Source organism: Patescibacteria group bacterium (assembly GCA_041661505.1).
In the GTDB taxonomy this organism is placed as follows: Bacteria; Patescibacteriota; Patescibacteriia; order Patescibacteriales; family JBAZCA01; genus JBAZCA01.
This window is the reverse complement of record JBAZUF010000003.1, coordinates 104,886-129,095: the sequence shown is the minus strand read 5'-3', so window position 1 is coordinate 129,095 and position 24,210 is coordinate 104,886. Positions and strand designations below refer to the sequence as shown.

General features: G+C 43.6%; 23 protein-coding genes. All 23 read right to left on the bottom strand.

Annotated features, from left to right (window positions below; translation table 11 throughout):
- Window position 1: 1 nt before the first annotated feature.
- On the bottom strand, window positions 2-1,063 hold the full coding sequence (gene pseI / locus WC715_04110) for a pseudaminic acid synthase (protein ID MFA6171604.1): 1,062 nt from the start codon (window positions 1,061-1,063) through the stop codon (window positions 2-4).
- Between the two features lie 69 nt (window positions 1,064-1,132).
- The gene (locus tag WC715_04105; GenBank protein ID MFA6171603.1) at window positions 1,133-2,275 is read right to left on the bottom strand and encodes a radical SAM protein; all 1,143 of its coding nucleotides are present in this window, start codon (window positions 2,273-2,275) and stop codon (window positions 1,133-1,135) included.
- 15 nt (window positions 2,276-2,290) lie between these two features.
- Window positions 2,291-2,986 (bottom strand): WbqC family protein, encoded by a 696-nt coding sequence (locus WC715_04100; protein MFA6171602.1) that lies wholly within the window; start codon window positions 2,984-2,986, stop codon window positions 2,291-2,293.
- Entirely contained in the window at window positions 2,983-4,272 is a 1,290-nt protein-coding gene (locus WC715_04095; protein MFA6171601.1) for an aspartate aminotransferase family protein, read from the bottom strand. The genes WC715_04100 and WC715_04095 overlap by 4 nt, the downstream gene beginning before the upstream one ends.
- Window positions 4,273-4,284: 12 nt before the next feature.
- Window positions 4,285-5,055, bottom strand: coding sequence for a glycosyltransferase family protein (locus tag WC715_04090; GenBank protein MFA6171600.1), 771 nt, complete (start codon window positions 5,053-5,055; stop codon window positions 4,285-4,287).
- A gap of 78 nt (window positions 5,056-5,133) precedes the next feature.
- Window positions 5,134-6,078 carry a Gfo/Idh/MocA family oxidoreductase gene (locus tag WC715_04085; protein ID MFA6171599.1) on the bottom strand — a complete coding sequence of 315 codons (945 nt, stop codon included), beginning with the start codon at window positions 6,076-6,078 and terminating at the stop codon, window positions 5,134-5,136.
- On the bottom strand, window positions 6,065-7,204 hold the full coding sequence (gene pseC / locus WC715_04080) for a UDP-4-amino-4,6-dideoxy-N-acetyl-beta-L-altrosamine transaminase (protein ID MFA6171598.1): 1,140 nt from the start codon (window positions 7,202-7,204) through the stop codon (window positions 6,065-6,067). The genes WC715_04085 and pseC overlap by 14 nt, the downstream gene beginning before the upstream one ends.
- A complete protein-coding gene (gene pseB, locus WC715_04075; GenBank protein MFA6171597.1) occupies window positions 7,182-8,207 on the bottom strand; it encodes a UDP-N-acetylglucosamine 4,6-dehydratase (inverting) in 1,026 nt (341 codons plus the stop codon). Before pseB ends, pseC begins: the two co-directional genes overlap by 23 nt.
- A gap of 80 nt (window positions 8,208-8,287) precedes the next feature.
- Window positions 8,288-9,724: a hypothetical protein gene (locus WC715_04070; protein ID MFA6171596.1), complete on the bottom strand. Its 1,437-nt coding sequence runs from the start codon at window positions 9,722-9,724 to the stop codon at window positions 8,288-8,290.
- Between the two features lie 68 nt (window positions 9,725-9,792).
- Entirely contained in the window at window positions 9,793-10,842 is a 1,050-nt protein-coding gene (locus WC715_04065; protein ID MFA6171595.1) for an SDR family NAD(P)-dependent oxidoreductase, read from the bottom strand.
- A gap of 52 nt (window positions 10,843-10,894) precedes the next feature.
- The gene (locus tag WC715_04060; GenBank protein ID MFA6171594.1) at window positions 10,895-11,836 is read right to left on the bottom strand and encodes a class I SAM-dependent methyltransferase; all 942 of its coding nucleotides are present in this window, start codon (window positions 11,834-11,836) and stop codon (window positions 10,895-10,897) included.
- Between the two features lie 2 nt (window positions 11,837-11,838).
- Window positions 11,839-12,693, bottom strand: coding sequence for an NAD-dependent epimerase/dehydratase family protein (locus WC715_04055; protein MFA6171593.1), 855 nt, complete (start codon window positions 12,691-12,693; stop codon window positions 11,839-11,841).
- A gap of 74 nt (window positions 12,694-12,767) precedes the next feature.
- Entirely contained in the window at window positions 12,768-13,925 is a 1,158-nt protein-coding gene (neuC, locus tag WC715_04050) for a UDP-N-acetylglucosamine 2-epimerase (protein ID MFA6171592.1), read from the bottom strand.
- A 118-nt stretch (window positions 13,926-14,043) separates the two neighbouring features.
- Entirely contained in the window at window positions 14,044-15,084 is a 1,041-nt protein-coding gene (locus tag WC715_04045; GenBank protein MFA6171591.1) for an N-acetylneuraminate synthase family protein, read from the bottom strand.
- A gap of 9 nt (window positions 15,085-15,093) precedes the next feature.
- Entirely contained in the window at window positions 15,094-16,113 is a 1,020-nt protein-coding gene (locus WC715_04040) for a Gfo/Idh/MocA family oxidoreductase (GenBank protein MFA6171590.1), read from the bottom strand.
- The gene (locus WC715_04035) at window positions 16,100-17,053 is read right to left on the bottom strand and encodes a Gfo/Idh/MocA family oxidoreductase (GenBank protein ID MFA6171589.1); all 954 of its coding nucleotides are present in this window, start codon (window positions 17,051-17,053) and stop codon (window positions 16,100-16,102) included. Before WC715_04035 ends, WC715_04040 begins: the two co-directional genes overlap by 14 nt.
- Before the next feature lie 76 nt (window positions 17,054-17,129).
- Window positions 17,130-17,864, bottom strand: coding sequence for an acylneuraminate cytidylyltransferase family protein (locus WC715_04030; protein MFA6171588.1), 735 nt, complete (start codon window positions 17,862-17,864; stop codon window positions 17,130-17,132).
- Window positions 17,865-17,914: 50 nt separating this feature from the next.
- The gene (locus WC715_04025) at window positions 17,915-18,865 is read right to left on the bottom strand and encodes a hypothetical protein (GenBank protein MFA6171587.1); all 951 of its coding nucleotides are present in this window, start codon (window positions 18,863-18,865) and stop codon (window positions 17,915-17,917) included.
- A gap of 39 nt (window positions 18,866-18,904) precedes the next feature.
- Complete coding sequence (locus WC715_04020) at window positions 18,905-19,888, bottom strand: class I SAM-dependent methyltransferase (protein ID MFA6171586.1); 984 nt, start codon at window positions 19,886-19,888, stop codon at window positions 18,905-18,907.
- Between the two features lie 133 nt (window positions 19,889-20,021).
- Window positions 20,022-21,278 carry an N-acetyl sugar amidotransferase gene (locus WC715_04015; GenBank protein ID MFA6171585.1) on the bottom strand — a complete coding sequence of 419 codons (1,257 nt, stop codon included), beginning with the start codon at window positions 21,276-21,278 and terminating at the stop codon, window positions 20,022-20,024.
- 46 nt (window positions 21,279-21,324) lie between these two features.
- Window positions 21,325-21,981: an imidazole glycerol phosphate synthase subunit HisH gene (gene hisH / locus WC715_04010; protein MFA6171584.1), complete on the bottom strand. Its 657-nt coding sequence runs from the start codon at window positions 21,979-21,981 to the stop codon at window positions 21,325-21,327.
- Window positions 21,978-22,739: an imidazole glycerol phosphate synthase subunit HisF gene (gene hisF, locus WC715_04005; protein MFA6171583.1), complete on the bottom strand. Its 762-nt coding sequence runs from the start codon at window positions 22,737-22,739 to the stop codon at window positions 21,978-21,980. Before hisF ends, hisH begins: the two co-directional genes overlap by 4 nt.
- 1 nt (window position 22,740) lies before the next feature.
- Entirely contained in the window at window positions 22,741-24,177 is a 1,437-nt protein-coding gene (locus WC715_04000) for a radical SAM protein (GenBank protein MFA6171582.1), read from the bottom strand.
- Window positions 24,178-24,210: the final 33 nt, after the last annotated feature.

Below are 24,210 nucleotides of genomic sequence, written 5' to 3'. Positions count from 1 at the left end.
ATTATTTTTCAACTAATTCCCAGGATAATGGCGTTCCCTTAACCAAATTATTTTTGGCGGCCTTTCCCAGAATATCTTCATAATATTTAGGATGGAGGCCTTGCCCCGGCCGGATAGAACGGATATTATCTTTGGTAAACTTCTCCCCCTTCTTAATATCTAAAACAACAAAAAGCGATTTTCTGAAAAGAACGCTTTCTTCTTCGCCTTTTGCTGTTCCGTAAAATGGTTCTCCTAAGGCATCCTCGGTTTTTCTAATTGCTTTCACCAATTCCTTCATTTCTTTCGGCAGAAGCGAGAAGGATGCGTCTACTCCTTCCTCGCGCGAAAGAGTAAAATGTTTTTCGATTATAGAGGCGCCCAAAGCGATTGAGGCGATATCAACTTCCCTATCCAAAGAATGATCGGATAAACCGCTCACGACATCAAACTTCTCCATGATATCTTTGATGGTTTTTAAATTCATGGTTTCGGATTCGGCCGGATAAGAGCTTAAGCAATGCAAAACCGCAACCGGCCCGGATCCGTTTTCTTTCAAGGTTTTCAAAGCCAGTTCAATATCCGCTATAGTTGACGCTCCCCTGGACATTATCACCGGTTTGCCGGTTTTAGCCACCCTCTTTAAAAGCGGAATGTCAACGATTTCCAGCGACGCAATTTTATATAGTCCGACATTCATCTTTTCCAAAAAATCCACGCTGGTTTCGTCAAAAGGCGTAGAAAAAAATATTAAACCTTTTTTTTCCGCGTAATCTTTCAGCTTGGGCTGCCAATCCCAAGGCGTATAGGCTTTTTGGTAAAGCTCATATAAGGTTTGGCCGGACCAAAGTTCGCTTTCTTTAATCCGGAAATATTCATTATCGCAATTGATGGTAATGGTATCCGCGGTATAAGTCTGCAGTTTTATCGCGTCCACCCCGGCTTCGGCCGCCGCGTCAATAATTTCATAAGCGCGATCGATTGACTGGTTATGGTTCCCCGACATTTCGGCAATAATAAAGACGCGTTGGCCCGGGCCGATAATCCTTTCTCCTCTTGGCGTTTTAATTACTAGGTTTTTCATAATCTTACTGGCCAATCCGGCCTGCATAACTCTACGCGTTATTATCGTTGGCATCGGATTTCCCGCACATCAATTCCCCAGCGCTTCGTCCATCCATTGGGCCCGATGATTCTTCAAATATCCCCATTTTTTTTCTTTCTCTCCGGTTTTGGCGTATTTGGCTTTCATTAGGGGCTCGTGGCTCGAAAAAAAGTGCTCCATTTCTTTCACAAAATCTTTCGGCCACTGGGTCGTATCCCGCGAATCGTCGCCGGTTGGCCAAATTTGCGAACATTCGGTGCATAAAGGCAATCCCGGCTTGTCAAAATCCTCATAACGCCGGTCGATAACGGTTTTTCTGAATTTCTGCATAGCCTCGCCGTTCCACAGTTCTAAGACATTCGATTCGTTGGCGTCGCCGATTAGATAGCGCGAATCGTAATCAAAAATGCAGGCCCGGACGCTGCCATCGGCGTTTATGCCGAATTGCCGCCAAGGGCATTTGCAGACCGGCCATTCTTCCCTCGGCTTTGATTTAAAAGGGTTTAAATTTATCTCTTTGTTCCAGCCAAACATATTAATTAGAGGGCTCACGTAAACATCATCTAAAGGCAGCTTAGAAAATAAATATAAATATCGCTCTTTATCGGCCTTGGTTTTTTCCTCTTCAACAAAAACCGGCCGGGTATGAACCGGAAAGCCGGCTTCGGCGTTTAACTCCAAAAAATCCAAAATGTTGTTTAAAGTTTTTTCATAAATCGCCCCCCGGTGCATTTCTTCATAAGTCTTTTTGGTTACCCCGCTCAAAGAAAACTCGATTTTATTTAGTCCGGCTCCGATCAATTTTTTTGACAGCTCTTTGGTTAACAAAGTGGCGTTGGTCGTAATCCGGGGCTTTAATCCGTTTTCGGCACAAATCTTTACGGCTTCAACAATTTTCGGATGAAGAAGTGATTCTCCTTGCATATACAAGTCAACAAAGGGCAAGCCCGGCGCTAAATCTTTTACTACTTTTTCGAAAAGCCCCATATCCATATATTGCGGCCTTCTGCGCATAGTGCTTTGCGGGCAATGCAGGCAGCGCAAGTTGCAGACATTGGTCATTTCAATATAAACCTGGTGCGGCGGGCTGGCCGCGGCCGGGTTGGGGTGGGTGGCATTATAAATAAAACTTAAGTAATTCAATTTTCTCTTGGCCTCATTATTATCTTCTTGGGATTTTTGTATTTCCATATATGATTTTTTATATTATAATTTTATTTCCTTAATTATTTCGATAGTTTTTTCTTTCCCCAAATTAAATATTATATCAATTATCGAAAGATGGGAAATAAACCCGCCGTGCGGCTGATTATAGACCGGATGTTCAAACTCTAGCGGAATGAGCTTTATGCCGGCGGCCTCATATAGGGCCTTCGCCTCGTTCATATACTCGGCCGCTCCGGCCGCATAGAGATACTCGGCTGCGCGAGTTTTTTTTAAAATGTCGATTAATAATTCATTTTTTCTTAAATCTCCTGCGCCAAGTCCGGATGAAAGGACAAATTCAGTATTAATGCCTAAATATTCGCACAGCCCTTTTATTATCCGCAGATTCAAGTCGATGAGCTTTTCCGGCGGATTGGCATAATAACTCTCCAAAAGCGGATAAAAATCTTGAAAATACGGTACCTTGGAATAATTCATCCGTACTGAATCTAAATGCTTTTTTATCCAATTTTTATCATAGCAAATTTTTACTTTATTTATGTTTTGTCCGAATTCTCTCACGATCGGGACGGTTAGAGTTAGCGCCCCGTTTTGGCCTTTTATCCGATTGCGGTGCTGCCAGGAGTGATGCTCAAACTGGACGTGGTCTAAAATGACATACGTTTCGGCCCAATCAATCACCTTAAAAAATCCGAGCCAGGGCAGATAAGTTGGCTGGAATATGGATACTTTCATCTTTGGTCTCTTAAAAATTTGTTAACCGGAATTTTTCCTTTAACCAATTTTTTTATCTCGTTTTCGTCATCATTTAACGCCCTCATTTTCCTAAACACTTCCTCGGCTGCTTTCAGAGTAAATTTTATGTCTTTTTCTTTATGGCTAAAGTTAAAAGTAATTACTGTGCCCCAGAACACGCCGCGGTAGGCCGACTGCTGGAGAAAATATAATTTCTTGGCAGTTGATTCTGTTTTGTCCGGATTGTCAAAGATCAATTTGAATTTAAATTCCTGGCCGATTAAATGGGCTTTGATCCCGTATTTTTTTATTAGGGCTTCCAGGCCGCGGTATAGTATTCCGCCGACCTTCCAGGTGTGTTTTATTACCTTATTTTTTATAATGAAATCAATGGTGGCCAGGCTGGCGGCCATGGACAAAGTTTCGCCGCCAAAGGTAGTGGAAACAAAAACCTCTTCGGTTTTTTCCATGATTTTTCGGCTCCCCACGACGCAAGAGATGGGCATGCCGTTAGCCATGGCTTTGCCAAAACAAGCCAAATCCGGAATGACTCCGTAGTATTCCTGGGCGCCGCCCAAAGACATTCTGAAGCCGGTTACGATTTCGTCAAAAATTAATACTATTCCCTCTTTTTTGGTTATCCTTCTTATTTCTTCCAAATAACCTGGTTTTGGATCAGCCATCGGCACCGGCTCCATTATGACGGCGGCAATTTTTCCTTTGTGCTTATTTATTTTCGCTTTAAAATCCTTAATGTCATTATATTTAAAAATGTCGATTAACTTCTTCATCGTTTTCGGCACGCCTAAATCCTGGGGCGGCTGCGAAGCCAAATACCAGTCTTGGGCGCCGTGGTAGCCGCCGCGCAAGACTATTTCTTTTCCGGTATAAGCCCGGGCAATGCGCACCGCCGCCGAAGTCGCGTCAACGCCGTTCTTCACGAAACGCACCATATCGGCGCAAGGAATAATTTCTATAAGCTTTTCGGCCAATTCTACTTCCAGCTTATGCGGAAGCGAATAAGTAATCCCATTTTCCAGCTGTTTTTTGATGGCAGAATTTATCTCGTTAACGCTGTAGCCGAGGATTATCGGCGCGAGCGCGCAGGTATAGTCGATATATTTGTTGCCGTCAGCGTCCCAAATATAGCATCCTTTGGCTTTGGAAACGAACAAGGGAAACTCGCCTTCGGTAAACATCTTATAGCCCTTAGAAAGGGTTTGGGTGGCGTTGGGGATTAATTTTTTCGCCTTTTTTAATAATTGGTTTGAGCGCGTGAAATTCATATTCGGTTATTATTAGTTATCTATAATTTTATCCTCTTTTAATGACTTGGCCAGGCCTTCGTTCCGTCCGATTTTTTTGTTTAAATCTTCAATCTCCGGATGCAGGCCAAACCACATAAGCAAATCTTTCATTCTAAACTCGGGGTTATTAGCATACAATTTTTCATACACACTTTTCATTACCTCGTAATCTTCCGGATTGTCGAGGACCCAGCGCTTGGCCGATAAATCAACGCTATTATTTAGATGCGCTTGCTTGAATTTGCCGGGGTTCTGCCACATATAAACCGTAACGTGCTCCCGGCCGGAATTGAGCTTGGCCTCCCTCCAGGCCTTTTCCAAAGCCGCGAAAGAAAAAATTTCTGCGTCCAAGCCATCCGGGTAAGTCGGCGGTATGACATTAGTCGCGTAATCTACGTCTTCCAGGCGGTATAAGCTGATAACTTCGTCAATTATTCCCGGATCAATTAATGGGCAGTCGCCGGTTACGCGGACGATGTGCCCATAACCGTAATGTTTCGCCACCTGATAATACCTGTCCAGCACGTCGTTCTCGCTTCCCCGAAAGACATCTATGCCGAGCTTTGTTCCCAGGCGGTCGATTTCATCATCGTCTTTTTTTCCGCTCGTGGCAATTATTATTTTATCGATTAACTTGGACTTTTTCACCCTTTCAATAATTCGGGCCAAAACCGGCTCGCCGGCCAGGTCCAAAAGCACCTTTCCCGGCAAGCGGCTTGACCCCATCCTTGCCTGGATTATGCATAGCACTTTATCTTTCATAACGTAGTAAACGGGCACAGCGCGATGAAAAACAAATGAGAATTCCATCTAACTGTCTGTACACATTTTTTATACAACTCACTTTAGGCAATATTTTAATACGTCAGCCGCCCGTGTAATATCATTAAAAGTTTTTTTCCTGGATCTAACGCAGTCTAGAAAATATTTTGTTTCTTCCGCGTACATCTTGTTTGGGTCGTAATTTTTTATTGACCATAATTTATTTTTTCCTTTTTCGTCAGCGAGCCAGACTATATTTTCTTTAAAATCCCAAGCGAGGTTTCCCTTCTCCCCGACTACTTTTGCTGTCCAGGAATAAGCCTTCTGCAAATAGTCGCCGATTACGGACCCCATAACTTTATTTTGAAATACAAAACCGGCCACAAAATTATCTTCAGTCTCAATTTCCAAGCTCCCTACCCGGTCGTACACTAAACTGGATTTTTTTACCCTATTAAAATCGTTTAGCCAGAATAATAAATCAAAATTATGAATCCCGTCTAAAATTATGCCGCCGCCGGTCTTTTTCTTGGCGGCATAATTTTTTCGGTAATCGGAATTTGGGCGCCAGAAAGGAAGAAAATAGCCGGTCTGTAGCTGCAGGCTATGAATTTTGCCGATTTTACCATCTTCCAGGTATTTTTTTATAAATTTCAGGGCCGGATGAAAACGCATATTGCAGGCAACCATATTTACTAATTTGTTTTTTTGGCAAATTTTAGCCAATTTTTCTACATTCTCCAGTTTATGTGATAACGGCTTTTCAATAAATAAATGGCACCCGGCTTTAGCGCAGGCTAATGCCGCTTCAACATGAAGCTGGTTGGGGTTGCATATAAAAGCGATATCAAAGCTTTTTAGCTCTTTCTCATCTAACTTTTTTAACAGCTTCACCTCTCTGCCTGGCTGGCTTATGTATGGATCATAAACCCAAAGGTTTTTATAGCCCAGGGTTTTTAAATTTTTGTAGTGCCTTTGGCCGATTGAGCCGAAGCCGGCAATAATTATATTAGTGTTTTTCATGGAGAAATTCTTTAATGGTCTTTGCGACATAACCCGCATCTTTTCTAGTTAAACCGACAAAACACGGCAGAGTAATGCAGGAATTCTGGTAAACTTCTTCATTCGCCATTCCTTTTTTCTTATATCCGAGTTTTTTATAATATGGATGCGAATAAACCGCCGGATAATGAAAATTCGCTCCAATCCCCTTTCTTTTCAGATGGGTCGACAGTTTGTCCCGCAGCCGGGCATTTTTTACTCTAATCACGTAAATGTGCCAAGCGGAATAATTACCGGCCAATTCCTTGGGCAATATAATTTCTTCTATTCCGGCCATTTCTTTTTTATACCATCCAACAATCTTTCTTCTTTCCCGCACCATCCGGTCCAGCCTCTTTAGTTGGGAAAGGCCTAGCGCGCATTGGAAATCGGTAATGCGGTAGTTATACCCGAGCTCTACCATAACGTTTTTCCCTTTAGAGTCTTTATAAATGCCATGGCTTCGCAGGGAAACAAGCTTTTTATATAATGCCTCGCTGTTGGTCATTATCGCTCCGCCTTCGCCGGTAGTTATATTTTTAACCGGGTGGAAGCTAAAAACCGCCATATCGGAAAACTTGCAACGGCCGATTTTACTATTTTTATATTTGGCTCCAAGGGCGTGGCAGGCATCCTCAATAACCATTAGCTTTTTCTTTTTAGCCAGTTTATTAATCACTTCCATTTCACAGGCCTGGCCGGCAAAATGCACCGGAACAATCGCCTTGGTGTTTTTTTTCACTGCTTTCTCGATTTTTTTTTCGTCAATATTATAAGTATCCAGGCGGATGTCGGAAAAAATCGGTTTGGCGCCAACTGCTAAAATCATATTCGAGGTGGCGGCAAAAGTGTTTGGGGTAGTAATTACCTCGTCGCCTTTTTTTATGCCGGCGGCCAGATAGGCCAGATGCAGGGCGGAAGTTCCGTTTGAAACCGCGACCGCGAATTTAGCCCCGCAGTATTCGGCTAAAGCTTTTTCAAACTCCAAAACCTTCGGCCCTTGGGTGAGCCAAGCCGATTTTAATACGCTAAGCACTGCCTCTATGTCCTTTTTATCGATTGACTGGCGGCCGTAAGGAATCATATTATAGGCTTGAGAATAAGTCATTAACGATTTGCCGGAACTCCTCCGGGGTGAGCACATGGGGATTATTATTACTTAAGTAGCAATAGTCTTCAGGCAATTTTTTTCCCTTTTCAAAAAAATGGCCGTAGCGCTCACCGATTACCCTGTCAGTATGGGGGGTCTTTTTAAACTCGGGAAGAATCACAAAATGATTATCGAGTTCTAATGTATGGCGGGACTCCTCGGCGGTGATTAGCGCTTCATGGAGTTTTTCTCCTGGCCGGATGCCGACTATTTCTTTTACTGCGTTTGGCGCTAATGCCTCAAAAAGATCAATCAATTTCATGCTGGGAATTTTGGGAATAAAAATTTCCCCGCCGCGCATATGTTCCAGGGCAAAAAGGACCAGCCCGAAACTCTGATCCAGGGTAATCCAAAACCGGGTCATTTCTGCGTGGGTAACCCTCACTCTTTCCAAATTCCGGTTCTTCATCAATACTTCGACTATGCTTCCCCGGCTCCCAATCACATTGCCGTAACGGACGGAAGAAAAAGTCGTACGCCCGCCGGAGTAAGAGCCGGCGTTAACGAAAAGTTTTTCCGCGCAGTGCTTGGTTGAGCCGTAAAGATTGGCCGGCTGGGCCGCCTTGTCGGTAGAAATAAACACTGCTTTGTCCACGCCCTGGTCAATGGCGGCTTCAATTACGTTTTGCGAGCCGATGATATTGGTTTTTACCGCTTCAAAGGGGTTATATTCTAAAGTAGGCACCTGCTTTAAGGCCGCGGCATGGATGACGATATTCACCCCCCGGAAAGCGCGCTGGAGCCGGTCCTTGTCCCGGATGTCTCCCAAAAAAAATCTTAGCCGGTCGCTATATTCGCGCAATTCGTTTTCCATATGAAACTGCTTCAATTCGTCGCGGCTGAAGATAATTATTTTTCTGGCTTCCGAATTCTTGAGTAAAAATTCTACAAAACCCCGGCCAAACGACCCGGTTCCGCCGGTAATTAAAATCACTTTATCTTTCAAAATTTCGGTATTCATAAATGATTGAACGATCCGCACACTAGCAGTGTGCGGAGAGCGAATAAAATTTGTATTATCAGACATTTTTAATTTATATTTTAAGTTTTCAATTCTTTTAATAACGAACTTGAAATATTTTCTGCGTTTTCATTCAAAGTAAGCTTAGATTGAAGCTTAACTACATCTTCGAGGTAAGCATGGAAAGTTGACCGATCCAGGGCAAATAAATATCTAATAATTTCACCTTTGGAAAGCCCGCGCCCGGCATTAATTTTGCCTAATGCTTCTCTAGCCGTTTGCACATTTTTTACCCGAAAATTTCCCGGACAGTCCCGGTACCAGGCGTGGCCAAAAGTTATAGCCGGGATTAAATTAATCAAAGCCTCCCAGCCGGCCGTCCCGGTAACTGTTGCGACAGCCTGGGATTTTTTAATCAATTCCTTGGAGTTTGTTTTGGCAGGCACCAGCCTCACTTTATCGATTTTGGCCATCTCTTCATAATACCCTTTATAGCGGTAGGCCGAGTAGGCCAGCCCGCTGGGGAGCCACTGGTAAGGATGCTCTTTTACGTAAATTTCCCAATTTTCCGGGATCGCCGCCGCCAGTATCTTTATCATTAATATCTGATCGACAAAAACTCCGCCCAAAGGGCTGGTTGAACATTCGGGCTGATAATGAATAGCGGCGTAAATGTATTTTTTTTCGAAATCAGGCTCTTTCTGCAGGCTCTCATATTCCTTTTTTAAATTGCTGTTTCGCTTTTTTATGGCCTCCAAAATTTTCTTAAGAATGGTAAAATCCGCGATGCTTCTAAGTACTGCCTGTATTTTTAAAAGGGCTAAGCGCAATCCCCTGAATCTCCCGCTTAAAATCTGCATGTCCGGGGGAAGCTCATATTTTCCGTCCCTTGTCTCGTTTAAATAATATTCTCGGACATCGGCGCTTAAGTCTTCGAGTTTAATCTCCCGGTTTTGCGCTTCGGCCAGCTTGGCTTTTAATTCCCGGCTGCCTTCGGTAAAATCATTGATCAGCAGCAGCCGGTCGCCAATCCGCGCGTATTCAAACATCACGGTTTTTATCTTTAAATACTTCGCCATCTGGTAGACAACGTAATTATATCCGGTATGAGGCCAAACTCCGAAAACTACCGCATCCGGCCTAAATTCATCCAGGACGCCATGCCAATATTCCAAAAATTCATGAAACAGCCTTTTTTTTCCCAGTCCCGGCAAGGGCGTTTTTTCGAAATTCTTCATCGCGAGGAGCGTCGATTCGGTTTCATAAAACCGGCTTATCATATCTTCCCCCGGCGGCAAAAATTTCTTCCCGCCCGTCTCCTTGGGCCGCCTGCCCCGCATTGCGTCCTGGCGCCGGTGAAAAATTGTACCGGGGAAAATCTTCCGGCAATTTTCATAGCCTTCTTCCCTGTCGCCGCCAACCCAATAAACGATTTCGATGCCGCTGTTTTTTAATTTCTCCGCCGTCCGGACATAGGCTTCATCCGAATTGTCCCAGCCGATTAAAAATATTTTCATAAACTTTTAGTTCCAATTTTACCAAAATAATCTTTCTCCGGGATCCCGGACAAATATCACTTTTTCAATTAAAAATAAAAATTATTTATCGATCCGTTCAGCTTATATTCATCCTTTATGAGAAGCTTCTTTATCTTCTCCACCGGCAGGCATCTTTTTCCTTCGGTGGCATAATCCCCAACCCGGCATTTTTTCGCGTCCTTGTATTTTGGCTCAACGTTGTGGCCGTAAGTGATTACCGGAGTGATGATAACCATATCCTTATTTTCCAAAGCATAGCGGGATTCATCTTTGGTTAAAAGTTTTTCGTGCATCCGCTCGCCCCGCTTTAAGCCGGTAATTATAATTTTTATTTTTTTCGGATCATGGCCGAAGCGCGGGGCGTAAAGCTCGATCATGGCTTTGGCTAAATCATAAATTCTGACGATGGCCATATTTTTCAAAACGAATATCTCGCGGTCCTGCATTAAGGAGGAGGCTTTAAATACCAGCTCCACCGCTTCTTCTATGGACATAAAAAAACGGGCAACATTCCTGTCAGTTACGGTTACCGGCCCGCCTTTGGCGATTTGCTTGTAAAATATCGGTAAAACCGACCCGCGGGAATTTAGGACATTGCCAAAGCGGACAAAACAAAACTTAGTCGGGTGCGATCCCATGTAATGGGCGAGCATCACCTTTTCGGCCAAGAGCTTAGTACAGCCCATGACGCTTACCGGATCGGTCGCTTTATCGGTTGAAATGCCGACTACTTTCGCGACGTCGTGGGCCATAGCGCAGTCAATAATATTCTGCATCCCCCGGACGTTGGTTTCTACCGCCTCGTAGGGGTCATTTTCGCAGGATAAGACGTGCTTCATGGCGGCGGCGTGGAAAACAATATCAATGTTTTCCATAGCCTTAAACACCCTTTCCTTGTTTCTTATGTCGCCGATTAAAAGCCTCACCCTTAAATCGCCGGAGAGCTCCTGGGCGAGAGCCTGCTGTTTGGATTCGTCCCGAGACAAAACCCGGATCTGGGCCGGTTCGAATTTTAAAAGGCTCTTTACAATAACCGAACCAATCGAGCCGGTTCCGCCAGTTACTAATATTTTTTTGTTTTTAAATTCATTTTGCATACTTTAGTATTGAGCGCCCGATTGCACGGCTTTGCAATAAAAATCGATAGCTTCAATGGACGTTTTTCTTTCCTAAGAAAACAATGTTTTCTCCCAAGCCGTTTTTTTCCAGTATCTTTTTATATTCAATATCCATTTTTCTTACTATTTTGTTTATTTCCCGCTTGGCCTTCAGATTGCCGCCTTTTTCTACTGCCAGCCCTGGCGCGCTATTCCCGGTTTGAAAATTATCCTGCGGGCTTCCGGTTAAAACCCAGTTAATGTGATTTAAGATGTTATAGCATTGCGCGGTAAAAATTTTGCCTTTAAATCCGGCTTGAGCTAAGAGCATTTTTAAAGTCCTTTGGCTAAAATAGGATACATGGGCCTCGCGAAAATAGAAGTCAAAATAGCCCTTAACTGCAAATAGCTTCAATAGCGCGTCCTCGACGTTCGGCACTTCAATGTAAAGCCATCCGCCGGGCTTTAAATTTTTTTCAACTTCCTTTAGGAAATATGCCGGATTTTCAATATGCTCTAAAACCTGAAGGCAAGTTATTAAATCAAACGGCCCTTCTTTTATCGGTTCGCTCCCCAGCGGCTTGGAATAAACTTTAAAGTCAAGATTGCGCCTGATGAAATTCACTGCATCGCGGCTTAATTCCAACCCCACCCTTTCCCCAACCAGTCCCTTCAAAGAGCTAAGAAAATGTCCGGTCGAACAGCCGATATCCAGCACTTTCATTCTTTTATTCAGTATCGGCCTTAAATTTTTCAATATCGGCTCCTGGAATTTTGAATAAAGGCTAAAAATCTCCCGGCTGGCCGAAGTTCTTTTTAAACTCGGACCGAACTTTTTCCGATAATCCTTGCTTTGATAATTTATTTGGCTTTGGGAGGGGGCAAGGAAAATAAATCCGCAAGCTTGGCAGCTTAAAACATTTCGCCGGGTCTTATATCTTAATTCCCTTTTAAGCACTTTTATTTTTTTTGACTGGCAAAGCCGGCATTCCATAGTTATTTTCTTCCTAAAAAATTTTTGTATGTCGCAACCAATCCTTTTTTAATATCGTATTCAGCCCGGTATCCCGCTTTATCAGTAATTTTTCCGTTAGCTCCGACAATTCTCTCTTTTTCAATAATCTTCGGGGCGTGCCTTACCTTAATCTCTTTATTGCAAATCCCTCCAATCATTTTAACGAGTTGGTTTACCGAGGTTCCTTCGCCCGTACAAATATTGTAAATTTCTTTTCCCTTCCCGGCATCGGAAAAAATCAATAATTTAAGAAAGGCCGTTAGGTCGCTGATATAAATGTAATCTCTCACTGAATTGCCGCCGCCGTTAATAGTAAGCTCTTTCCCTTCTAAACAAGAGCTGAATATTTTTTTTATTATTCCCCGGTTCAGATTGTTGCCGTAAACATTCGCCAGCCGGGCGATAATTATCGAATGGGTTTGGCTTATTCCGCCCAGCCTTTCTTCTTCCCAGATCTTGCCTTTTTCATATTCGGAAACCGGCTGGATTGGAGATTTTTCATCTGCCAGTTTCAGCTCATCCCGGTATATGAGCATTGAGGAAAGATAAATAATCTTTTTTCTTTCTTTCAGCTCTTGAAATATTTCTATTAAATTGTCAATAATCTTCTTATCCGGCTGGGTTAAAATAACGATAATATCGCTATCATCAGCCAATTTTTTCAAATCCTCCGAAGGCCGGGTTAAATCAATCTGATGGCTTAATAATTTACCATAGCTCCCGCTATCTGGCAAGGAATTAAGGCCAACTAAAATTACCTCGGCTCCGGCGCCAATAAGCTCCCGCGCCAGGCTTGTTCCAATGAATCCGGTCCCGCCTAATAACAAAGCCTTCATAATGCTTATGTAACGATGAAAATCTATAAATAAATACAAGAAGCGAGCTTGCCCATCCTTCATTTTCCGGGCGGCTAATAAGTGATTACCTTCTGAATCGGCGGTAATTTGATAGTTTCCAAAATCTTCACCACCTTTTTAGCCGTCAGCCCGTTATCATAAGGATTTTTTCCGCGCCTTACTTTGGCAATAAATTTTTTATCAAACAGGCATTTCTCCACTGCTTTTGTTATATCCCTTTTACTGCATCGCGAGTCAATAACATTCACTCCCCGCTCGCGGTATTGTTCGCGCGAACCGATGTTAACGGTCGGCAGTCCGAAGGACGGCGCTTCGTGGATTCCAGCGGAAGAATTCCCGACTAAAGCATCAGCCACTTTCATAAGACGCAAGTAATCTTCATAAACAATATGCGGCAAGACCTTTATCCCGGATTTTTTCAGGCTCGAGATTATGCGCTTTCCTCCGGCGTCATTATTGGAATAGATAGCCAGGACTTCCAGGTTGTATTTTTTTGCTGCGTATTTTAAGGCGTTGATGCTCTCATTAATTTGATTAACCACTTCTTTTACTTCGGTGGTTACCGGATGCTGGGAAAAAATTATCAGTTTCTTTTTTGCATCCAAGCCATATTTTTTGCAGATCGTTTCTTTTGAAGGATATTTAATTGACCGGATAGTATCGATAGTAGGCGAGCCTACATTAAAAACATAGCGCGGATCTTCTCCCATTTTTATTATCCGTTTCACGCTTTTGTAGGTTGCCGCTAAATGAATATGTGAAAATTTTGTAAGGGCATGGCGCAAAACTTCATCTATTGTTCCGGATACTTCCCCGCCCTGGATATGGACGACGTGGATGTTTAAATGCATTCCGGCTATGGCGGCGGCGAGATGCGCGCCTAAGTCAAAGCCACAGAACACTATATCAGGCTTGAGCCGGTTAAAAACATCGGCCATGCCGATTAAAGCCTTGCCCATGGCTTTTATCATGTGCGTTCCTTCGTCATCATCTTGATGCGTAAAAATCGGCAAAACCGCGTCCACTCTAAAACCATCGCTCTCTATTATTTTTCTGGTTTCGCCGAAATCCTTTAATAAATGCGCGCCGGTAACTAAAAGCTTTAATTCCAGTTTCCGGCTTTTTCGCACCGCCTGCATGATCGGCTTTAGCCGGCTGTAATCCGCCCGGCGTTCGGTTATGAATAATATTTTTCTTTTTTCATTTTTCATATCGCTTTATTTTTGCCATGGTTGTCAAACGCCCATGCGCGCTCCCATACCGGGCATAAGGGGCTTGCCGCGAAGCGGTGTCAAACCGCTTAATCCGCTTCCTTAAACTGCATCTTTTTTAAACCACGTCGCTTCTCTTCACCTGAACATCGGCCGGCAAATCACGGGCAGCAGATCTGCCGAATAAACTTTCATAATCAACCGCTTTTATTTCCCCGGTGCCCGGCCGCTTGACCCAAATATTTTCCGGAGAAAATTTTTCTCCGGCTTTTATGTCCTTAATTGTCACCACGCAGGCGTAGGCAAAATCAATTATCCCCTGCTCTTCGGGTAAAATTCCTTTTTTGCCTCCCAGAGCCTCAAAAATAGCCCGCGCGCCGATAACCATTTCTTTTAATTCAGCCGGATCAATGGACAAAGCAATATCCGGACCGGGCCAAGTTTTATCCGAAGTAAAATGTTTTTCCAGGATTGCGGCCCCCAAGGAAACCGCGCCAAGGCAGGTATAAATTCCCAAGCTGTGATCTGACAAGCCGATAACCGCGTCCGGAAATTCCCGGCTCATCTCTTCCAAGGCGCCCAGGCGCACTTTGTTATAAGGCGCGGGATACATGGAAGTGCAGTGTAATAATGCATAAGGCAATTTAGCGTCGCGGAAAATTTCAGCGCTTTTTCTAATGGATTCAATATCATTCATCCCGGTCGATAAAATAATCGGTTTTCCAAAACCGGCAATATGCTTTAAAAGCGGATAATTATTACATTCCCCCGACCCGATTTTATAGGCTAAAACGTCCATCTTTTCCAATCGGTCAGCCGCGGCCCGGGAAAAAGGCGTGGACAGATAAATCATCCCGGCCTCTTCCACTAATTTTTTCAGCTCCCTCTCTTTTTCTTCTCGAAAAGCACAGCGCACCATTATATCCCAAATCGACTCTCCCGCATGGGCGGGAATTATTTTCTTCGCTTCCGGCGCCATCTCATCCTCGACTACGTGGCACTGGAATTTCACGCAGTCGGCCCCGGCCCCTTTAGCGTCATTAATCATCCGGACGGCCTTGTCAAAATCGCCTTCATGATTAATACCAATTTCAGCGATAACAAAAGGCGGATAATCTTTTCCGATTTTTCTATTGCCAATTTGGATAAAGTTGTTCATATACTAATCCTAATCCAGCTCTTTTAAATTATTACCCTTCTCTACCGCGCCGTAAACTTTTAAAATCCGATAATCCTCTTTATAGCTGTAAGGATATTTCTTTTTGCCGCAAACTGCATCTAAAAACTTTTTCATTTCTTCCCGATAAATGTCTTCGGTCGTATTATAGTGCTTGAATTTTTTTTCTTTTTTTACATTTATCAGCTTGGCCGTTTTAACTCCTGCCTGCTTAATCCTTATTGAATACCCGAGCCAATCCCAGTCCAGCGTTCCTTGAGTCCCGATAATCCTTAATGTCCGGCCGGCTTCCCGATTTAATAAATCAATCATCATGTTGCCCAAAACGCCGTTTTCAAATTGCACAATCACTGAATAAACATCATCCGCCGTCATTTCCAGGTCCGACACTTTACGGCACGCGCCGGTTGCTTTCTTCGGCTCGGATTTGAAAATATGGCTTAGCCAGACTAATTCATAAGGGAGCATTTCTTTAGCCCCGCCGGTTTCTTTTTTGGCAAAGTAGACTTTTCGGTAATCTTCATACGGATGCCAGTCAGGCAGGTATTGCCCAAGATAGTGATTAAATATCAAAGGCTTTCCAATTATTCCATTGCCCAAAAGCTCTTTTATTTTTTTTATGGCCGGAACGTAACGGAAAGTGCAGGACGGGGCGGCGACGAATTTATTAGACAGCTTGGGCATCAATTCTTTATAGCCCTTATCATTAGTTGGCACTTCGCAAAAAAAATTGATTTTATTTTTGGCGGCAAAGAGAAAATAGTCGTGGTGCAGATTTGGCGGAGTGGAAATTATAAAAACGTTCGGCGATTCATTTTTCATGGCTAAATTAAAATCGCCATAAGTCTTTATCTCCGGGAATAATTTTTCCATTTCCTTTCGTCTCGGCGCCGCAAGATCAAAACCGATGATTTGGCTTTCTTTTATTTCGTGAAAAAGCAGGTTGCGGATCCGCCTCTTTCCCATCGATCCCAGGCCGATTTGTAAAATTTTTAGTTTATTTTTTCGCATGCTTTTTCAAATAGACAATATTTTTAACATCCCGAATCGCTTCCTCAATATTGGTAAAAAATTTATTCTTTTTTAACTGGTTAAGGAAAAACTCCAATTCATCCTTAAACATTCCGTTTCTTTCCTGATTAATATTAATACGCTTAACTCCCTTCCTTCCATAAACGCAAATTTGATTAGCTTGTGAATCCCAAGCGAGAGTACCTTTTTCTCCCACTAATTCTAATCCGCGCTTTCCGGGGATGCGCAAATAATCCTGGTGCACGCTAACCACGGTTCCGTCTTTAGTCGAAAATATGCTTTCTGCGCAGTCTTCTGTGTCAATTTCTAAGTTCGACACTTTACTGACAAGCGCGGTCTTGGGAATTAGTTTTTCACCTAAAATCCAGCCGGCGTAGTTTATCTCATGGACCAAATCAAGCATCACGCCTCCGCCTTGGAATTTTTTTGCTCCATAGTTTAACCTATAATCCCTTTTGCGCCATTCGCGCAGATCCTGCCCGGCTGAAACCCGGGCGTAATAAATTTTTCCAATCGCGCGCGATTTCAGTATTTCTTTTATCTTCAAAAATGGCTTATAAAACTGAAAATTGTAGCCGACCCAAAGGCTAATCTTTTTCTTCTTTGCTTCCTCCATTACTTTAGCCAAACCGTCCAAACTATGGGAAATCGGCTTTTCGACAAAAATTGCCCGGGGTTTTAATTCCAGGCACTTAAAAATCGTCGGCACATGCTTATGGGTTTCATTGGTAACAAAAATCGCGTCAAAAGGCCCGAATTTTTTAAAATCTCCCCAGTTATTAACCGCCTGGCCCAGAACATCTTTGTGCTTTGAAAAAACCGTTATTTCAGGCTTATACTGGGCTAAATTATTAAAATGCCTTTGGCCGATTGAGCCAAAACCGATGATGCCGATTTTCAGTTTTTTTACTTTTGACATAAATCCAGTTTAGCACTAATATATGCATCTTTCAATGGATTTCCCGGTGTTCGCCCCCTAAAGAAAAACCCGGTCTTTATGGCCGGGGCGCTTTTTTTTCCAAGGATTTTATCCGCTTCTCGATCGCCTTTTTGTTCTTATACAAAAATTCGCCCATCACCCAATCCTCGGGCGTATCGATATCGACCGAGCGCCAGCGGGGGCAAACAACGGCCTTGGTTTTTTTGGTGATAATCCTTTTTTCTTTTAGAAGCGCGCTCGTTTTTATTATATAAACAAAACAGCCGTTTAAGAGATAGGCCGGCGGCCAAGTTTGGGTATTATTTGATTTGCCTTCAGAGCCATTAACCAAAATTGTTTCGTTATTTTTTCCCAAATAATAGAGCTTAGGATGGGTTGGGCACACAGTAAGCACGGTTGTGGCATCGGTTGACTTAATCATTTTCCAGGCGTCCATGATGTCCTTCATCTCCCGGAGCGGCGAGGTGGTTTGCAGTAATAATACATAATCAGGAACATAACCCTCATCATCTTTCAGCCGATTCAACACGTTTAGCAAGCTGAAAACTACTTGGGATTTATCAGTGGCCAAGTGAGCGGGCCGCAAAAAAGGAACCTCGGCCCCGTATTTTTTTGCTATCTGCGCGATCTTTGGCGAGTCAGTATCCACGACAACCCGGTCTACTATGGAACAGGCTTTAGCTTGTAAAACCGTATAGGCGATCAAAGGCTTGCCCAAAAAATTCTTTATATTTTTATTCGGCACCCGCTTTGATCCGGCCCGGGCCGGGATATAGGCTAAAATTTTCATAATTTTAAATTATTTTTAGAAAATAACCGCTATCTCCTAATAGCGGCGTTTTAAATCTTAACTTTATTGGCAAGAAACTGCCAAGCCTCTTCTTTAATAAGAGCGAAAGAAACGAGAAAAAGGACGATGCCGACAATTTGGGGAATGGAAAAGGCCTCGCTAAAAAATAGCGCTCCCAACCCGGCCGAAAGTAAAAGAAAGCCGCTCCTTACCACCAACTTTTTTAAAGTGATGGTTATCTCCTGTCCGTACCGGTAAGTCGAGAGATTGCATGTCCACTGGCCGACGACCAAAAGGCCGAGGACAAACGATAATTGCCATAAGAGCGGGAAAGGCTGTTCGCTTTTATAGATAAGGTCCAAGTTGCCGCGAATCATCAAAGCGGCCATAGCCAGGATTACCATAGCCGCGCCACCGACCATATTCATAACCAGAGGATTGGAGTTCCTGACTTTAACGCTTATCCCCTGGTTAAGGGCGGCGGCAATGGAAACCAGGACCGAAAGCCAAACCCAGACAGGAATTTGGCCGGAAAAATTCCCGCCAAAGGACGGCCAGCCGAACATCGAATAAATCGCTAAGGCGCCAACCATAATTCCTATTATTTGTCGCCAGCTGAAACGGATGCCGAACCAAACTCTGTCAATAACCGCTCCTGGTATGATTGACAGGCTGAAAATCAAGGAAAAAATGATTATACTGCCGCCAAGCTGAAAGACTGTTAAGGCCATCACATCCATAAAAAATCCAATAAACCCGAAAGCGACCATCCACCCGATTTCCCTGCTTTTGACTTGGTACTTCCGGCCGAAAAATACCGTAAAGGCGCTAAAAATTACCTGGAACAGGCTTAAGGCCAAGGTCATGACTATTGCTTGGTCAATCACTCCGATTTCCAGTCCGGCCAGTTTCAGGATAAATACCGAGACGGCGCTGATGGACGCTTCACCTAAAGCCCAGAATACCCAAATATTTCTTTTAGCCTTATTTGTTGTTTTCATTTCCTCTCCTCTAAGTAAAATGCTTATTTAAAAGACCAATTAAATCTTCTTAAAAATAATCCTTTGATGATTGCTTATTTTTCCCTTATCAATAACCGCCTGCATGACAGGGATAAATTCCTTTAATTTTCCTAAATAGTCATAATCGTCTTCGTAGTTTTTATAACTTAAATAGTCCATAACATCCAAGCCGTAATAATCGATGGATTGAACCTCAAAGCCGGTTTTTTTTGCCAGGTAATCTAGCGACCGGGGATCAAAAAAACACAAATGTATATAGGGATAAACATTGTTTTGCAGACCGCCCATTAGATGGAAAGCGATAGAGTGGATGTTGGGAGTATAAGCCAGGACATAGCCGCCGGCCTCCAGCTTTTTATTCAACGTTTTAAACATCTCAATCGGTACCCTTAGGTGTTCCAAAACATCAAACAAGGTAATGATATTATAGGCGCCGTCCGGCTCATTGGCCAAGTCGCTTTTTTCAACGTTCAATCCTCTTCCCTTGCAGATTTCCACTAAAAAATCGGCCAATTCCAAGCCCTTGTAGTTAACCCCGCTTTCTTTTAAGTGCTCAAGGAGATATCCGGGGCCGCAGCCGACATCCAAAAGCCTCACCTCTTCTTTTTTTAAACCGGTTTTTTCCAGGATATAATTTAGCCGTTCAGGCGCGTAAGTTTTTTTCCGGTAATCATAATTATTGATCACATCATTTTTTACATCCTGCAAAGCGGTTTCCGAATCATAAACCAGTTTTTCATCCACCTTGCTTAAATCCACATTAGGAGAAACCATACCGCAATCCAGGCACTCAAATAAAGGATAATTTTTATATTTTAAAAACTCTTTCCCATTAGAACTTCCGCATAAAAGGCACTTAAATTCTTCCGTTTTTCTTACCGCGTCCGGGAATTTATCCATAACAAACTTCCGGTATTCCAAAACATTGCGAAAAAAATCCTTATTTCTCAATTGCTTAGGGTCAATGTTAAAAATTTTATATCCTTCTAAAATGTTTCTCATATTTTATCAGCTTAGCGGAAATATTTTATTTTTGAAACGAGGACTATTTGAGTCCCGCCTGAAGGCGGGGCGAGTTCCCTGCCTTGCCGGCAGGCAGGCGCAGCGAAAAAAGAACAATACCGGCAACTCTTTGCTAATTTACCTGGTAGCGCAGTTTCCATTCGCCATTCTCTTTTTTCCATAAATGGGGCGAGCGGAATTGATCGGCCAATTGCATAAAATGTTCCCGCGTCATAACCGGATTTTTAAACATCTTATAGGCCGCCGGAAACTCTTTTTCGGAAACGCTCAAATACTTAAAAATCTCTTCGCTAAACCTTTCCGGAAACTCGCCGTCATAGCGTTTTACCAAAGCCACTCCCTCTTCCCGGGTGATATCGCCGGAGCGGATTTCCTGGGAAGCGTCGTAAGTCGCCCGGCCGATGCCGAACTTAATGAAAGTCGTCAAATAATGAAAATCGTCGATTCTATCGTCAATGCTATTGTATTTCGAGTAAGTGCCGGGCGTCCGTTCGGGCGAAGCCTGGAAATTGCCGTGCTCGGCCGCGTAATAATAGCAGGCTTGGGGATGCCATTTTAAATAATATCCAAGATAATGCACTTCAACTTTGTTTTTTGTAAGTTCCTCCGGATCGGCCGGCATATAAGGCGCTAAATCATTTTCTTCAATTCCATACCTGGTTTTTAATTCTTCAACGGAAACTCCGCCAAAAAATATCTTCGACTTGTCCTTAGCGGTAAAGTACGACCAGTCGCGGCGGGCGTTTTCCATGTCCGCGATCGGATTGCCGTACTCGGCTTCGTGTTCGCCGTAAATTACCAAGGGGATATTATAAGTTAAGGCCATTTTCGGGGCTAAAGATTTTTGTCCAAAAATAAACGGCTGGAAAGGATGAAAGATATTTTCTACGGCCAGACGGGTTAAAAGGCGATGGACCCGGGTATTAGGGGTAAAAAGATAATTATCAAAGCCGGATCCAATCCAGTTTTGAAAATTATTCCAGCCCCAGGGCGTATAAATATGCGGCGCCCAAGTGCAGGTCAAAGGATGCATGCCGTACTTATATTTTAGGATGTGCGAGGTATAGAAGCTGTCTTTCCCGCCCGAGCCCGGAACCAGGCAGTCGTAAGAGCCGTCCTTTTTCCGATACCGGTCGCAAAGCGCCTTTAATTCTGCTTCGCGCTCGTCCCAGTTAATTTCATTTTTTTTCTTTTCCGCCACCCGGCAAGCGTCGCAAACCCCTTCCGCGTCAAAATGGATGGTTTTTTTCTTTGAATCGGCCGTATGCTGGTATTCAACCGTGGCGTTCGGACGCTGATTGGAAATCACGCATCTTTTGCAGAATTTAACTTCCGCCGGCAGACCGTATTTAGCTTCTAATTGTTCCATATATTTTATTCTCTTTATAACCAGACTGCCTTACATTGCCCTCCAGCTAAACAGAAAGCTGTCCGCCGCAAATTTTTAAAAAATTGTCGATTATTTTTAATCCAACTTTTCCGCTTTTTTCCGGATGGAATTGGCAGCCATAAACATTGCCTTTTTTAACCGCGCTGCAAAAGGCAAAGCCCCCGTAATCAGTCAGTGCGAGCACATCGCCGGTCGACTCCGGATCCAGATAATATGAATGGACAAAATAGACGTCGCTTTCTTCTTTTATCCCATCCAGCACAGTTTTGCCCCAGCTTCCGCCTTTAGGAAGAGATAGCTTATTCCAGCCGATATGAGGAATTTTTTCCTTATTTTCCAGCGGAGGGAATTTAATCACTTTTCCTTTAATAATATCTAATCCGTTAAAAGTACCAAACTCATGCCCTTCGGTCAATAATAGCTGGGCGCCCAGGCATATGCCCAGTATCGGTTTTCCTTCGCCAGCCAGCTTCTTTATTTTTTCGGCAAGCCCCCTGATTTTTAATCCCCGCATGCCGGCCGCAAAAGATCCGACGCCCGGCAGAATTATGCCGTCAAAGCCGTCAAGCGAATCGGCGTCCTCGGTAATCTCCGCGCTGGCATTAAAAAATTTCAGCGCCCGAACCAGGCTGTAAAGATTACCCACTCCGTAATCGGTTATGGCTATTTTTACCGGCTTCATATTTTTCGAACATTAATTCCTTCCGCGGCTAAATTTTCTTTTACGGCATTTATTGAACATTCTTGATAATGAAAAATTGAAGATACTGCTAAGGCGTCGACTCTGGCGTCCCGCACCGCCCGGATTAATGATTCGGGGCTTCCCGCCCCGCCATGGGCGATTACGGGTATTGGCGCAATTTCCGAAACCTTTTTTAGTAATTCAAGATCATACCCTCGCCGGGTTCCGTCCCGATCGATGGAAGAAATTAAAATTTCCCCGGCGCCTAATTCAATTCCCCGGCGGATCCATTCAATTGCTTCTAACCCGGTATGCTCCCGCCCGCCGTCGGTATAGACCTCGTAAATTCCGGTCGGCTGTTTTTTGGCTTCGACGAACAATACAATACACTGCGAACCGAACTCGCGAACTGCTTCAGAAATAAAAGCCGGATTTTTAACCAGATAAGTATTGATCGCCACTTTGTCGGCGCCGGCTCTCAAGGCGTAATTTATGTCGTTCAGGCTCCTTATCCCGCCGCCGACCGTTACGGGAATAAAAATATCCTCGGTAACGGATTTTAATAAATCAAAGTCAATATTTCTTTGGTAAAGGCTCGCTACGATATCCAGGTAGAGTATTTCATCAGCCCCTTCCTCGTAATAGCGCCGGGCCATTTCTTTGGGGTTGCCAACAACGCGCAAAGCCTCGGTCTGAATCGGCTTAACGACATTCGGCCCCTTGATGTCCAGCCTGGGTATGATGCGAATATTTTTCATACTATTTTTCCTCCCGATTGTAATGTCTCGTTCCCCTGAAGGTAGTAATTTTTCCGGAATAAAGGCCGTCTAGCTGGCGGATTAGCGCTTCGCCTTCCTCTACGTTTTCCCCTTTATGGCTGTAATGGTCGCGGATTAGCTCGGTATTGGCGGCCAAAAGGCAATCATAGGCTTTCTCCAGAGGAATATCCATGACATTTTCAAAAATCAAATCCGAATTTTTAAACTTCAAAAAGAAATCTTTGGGCCCCTCGATCCTTCCCATTTCAATCAGGGTATAATAAAGGTCAGCGCCGGGATAAGGCGTAACCGGGCGGATGGTCCGGCACTGGTAATAAGTATTATATTTTTTTATCAAACGCACGTTTTCTTTTAAAGATTCTTCCGTATCGCCTAAATTGTTCCAGATAAAATTAAGCCCCATGCCGATTCCGCCGGCTTTATTGATTATTTCCATAGCCCGGATGTTTTGGTCGCTGGTGGCGTTTTTTTTCATCAGTTCCAGTACCCGGTCGCTAGAAGATTCAAAGCCGATATTTACGAACTGGCAGCCGGTTTCTTTCAATAGTTCAACCAACTCTTCGTCAATTATGTCCACCCGGGCGTTAGCTAAATATTTAATTTTCAAACCCGCTTCTTTTAACGCCTCATTAAATTCTTTTAGCCGGGCCTTTGAAAAAACAAATAGCTCGTCTTCGAAGAAAAAACAATTGACGCCGTATTGGCTATAAAGAAGCTTCAATTCTTCCATGATGTTCGCAACAGACCGCAGCCTTATCCCCTTTTCCATGCGATAACAGAAATTACAGCGGTTAATGCAGCCCCGGCCGGCGATTATTGAAAAGCTTTTTTCCTCCGGCCCCTGGTTATACATTTGGGAGCAGGCCGTATATTTTTCCATGGGAAATATTTCCCACAAAGGAAATGGTACATCATCTAGCTGTTTAACAATTTTGGCCGGACCGGTATAGCGGTACTCCCCTTTATCCAGATAGGCTATGCCAGGCACATCGGCCAGGCTGCCATTATTTAGCTTGCAGGACAGCAGGTCAATAATGGTATTTTCTGCCTCTCCTATCGCTATCATATCGGCTCCGGTTTCCCGAAGAATATATTCCGGGATGGGCGAAGGGCCATGCCCGCCGAGTATTAACCAGGCGTTTTTTTTATGGGCGTTTATCACCCGGCAGAGTTCGCGGACGGTTTCTTCAAAGCGGGCGGCTAAAAATCCAACGCCGATTAAATCATATTCGTTTTTATCCAAGTGCCGCGCCAGGTCATCGTTGGAAAAATGAAAAACATCCATGCAGTAAGCTTCCGCGGTCGCGCCGTTTTTATTTAAAACCGCCGCTAAATAGGCCGGGCCTAACGGAAACCGGTTGTCATCCTGGTATAAATCGTGGATTATAAATAAGACTTTATTGTTTTTATTAAACATAAAAAATTTCCGGCGAAAAAGCCGCCTTCAATT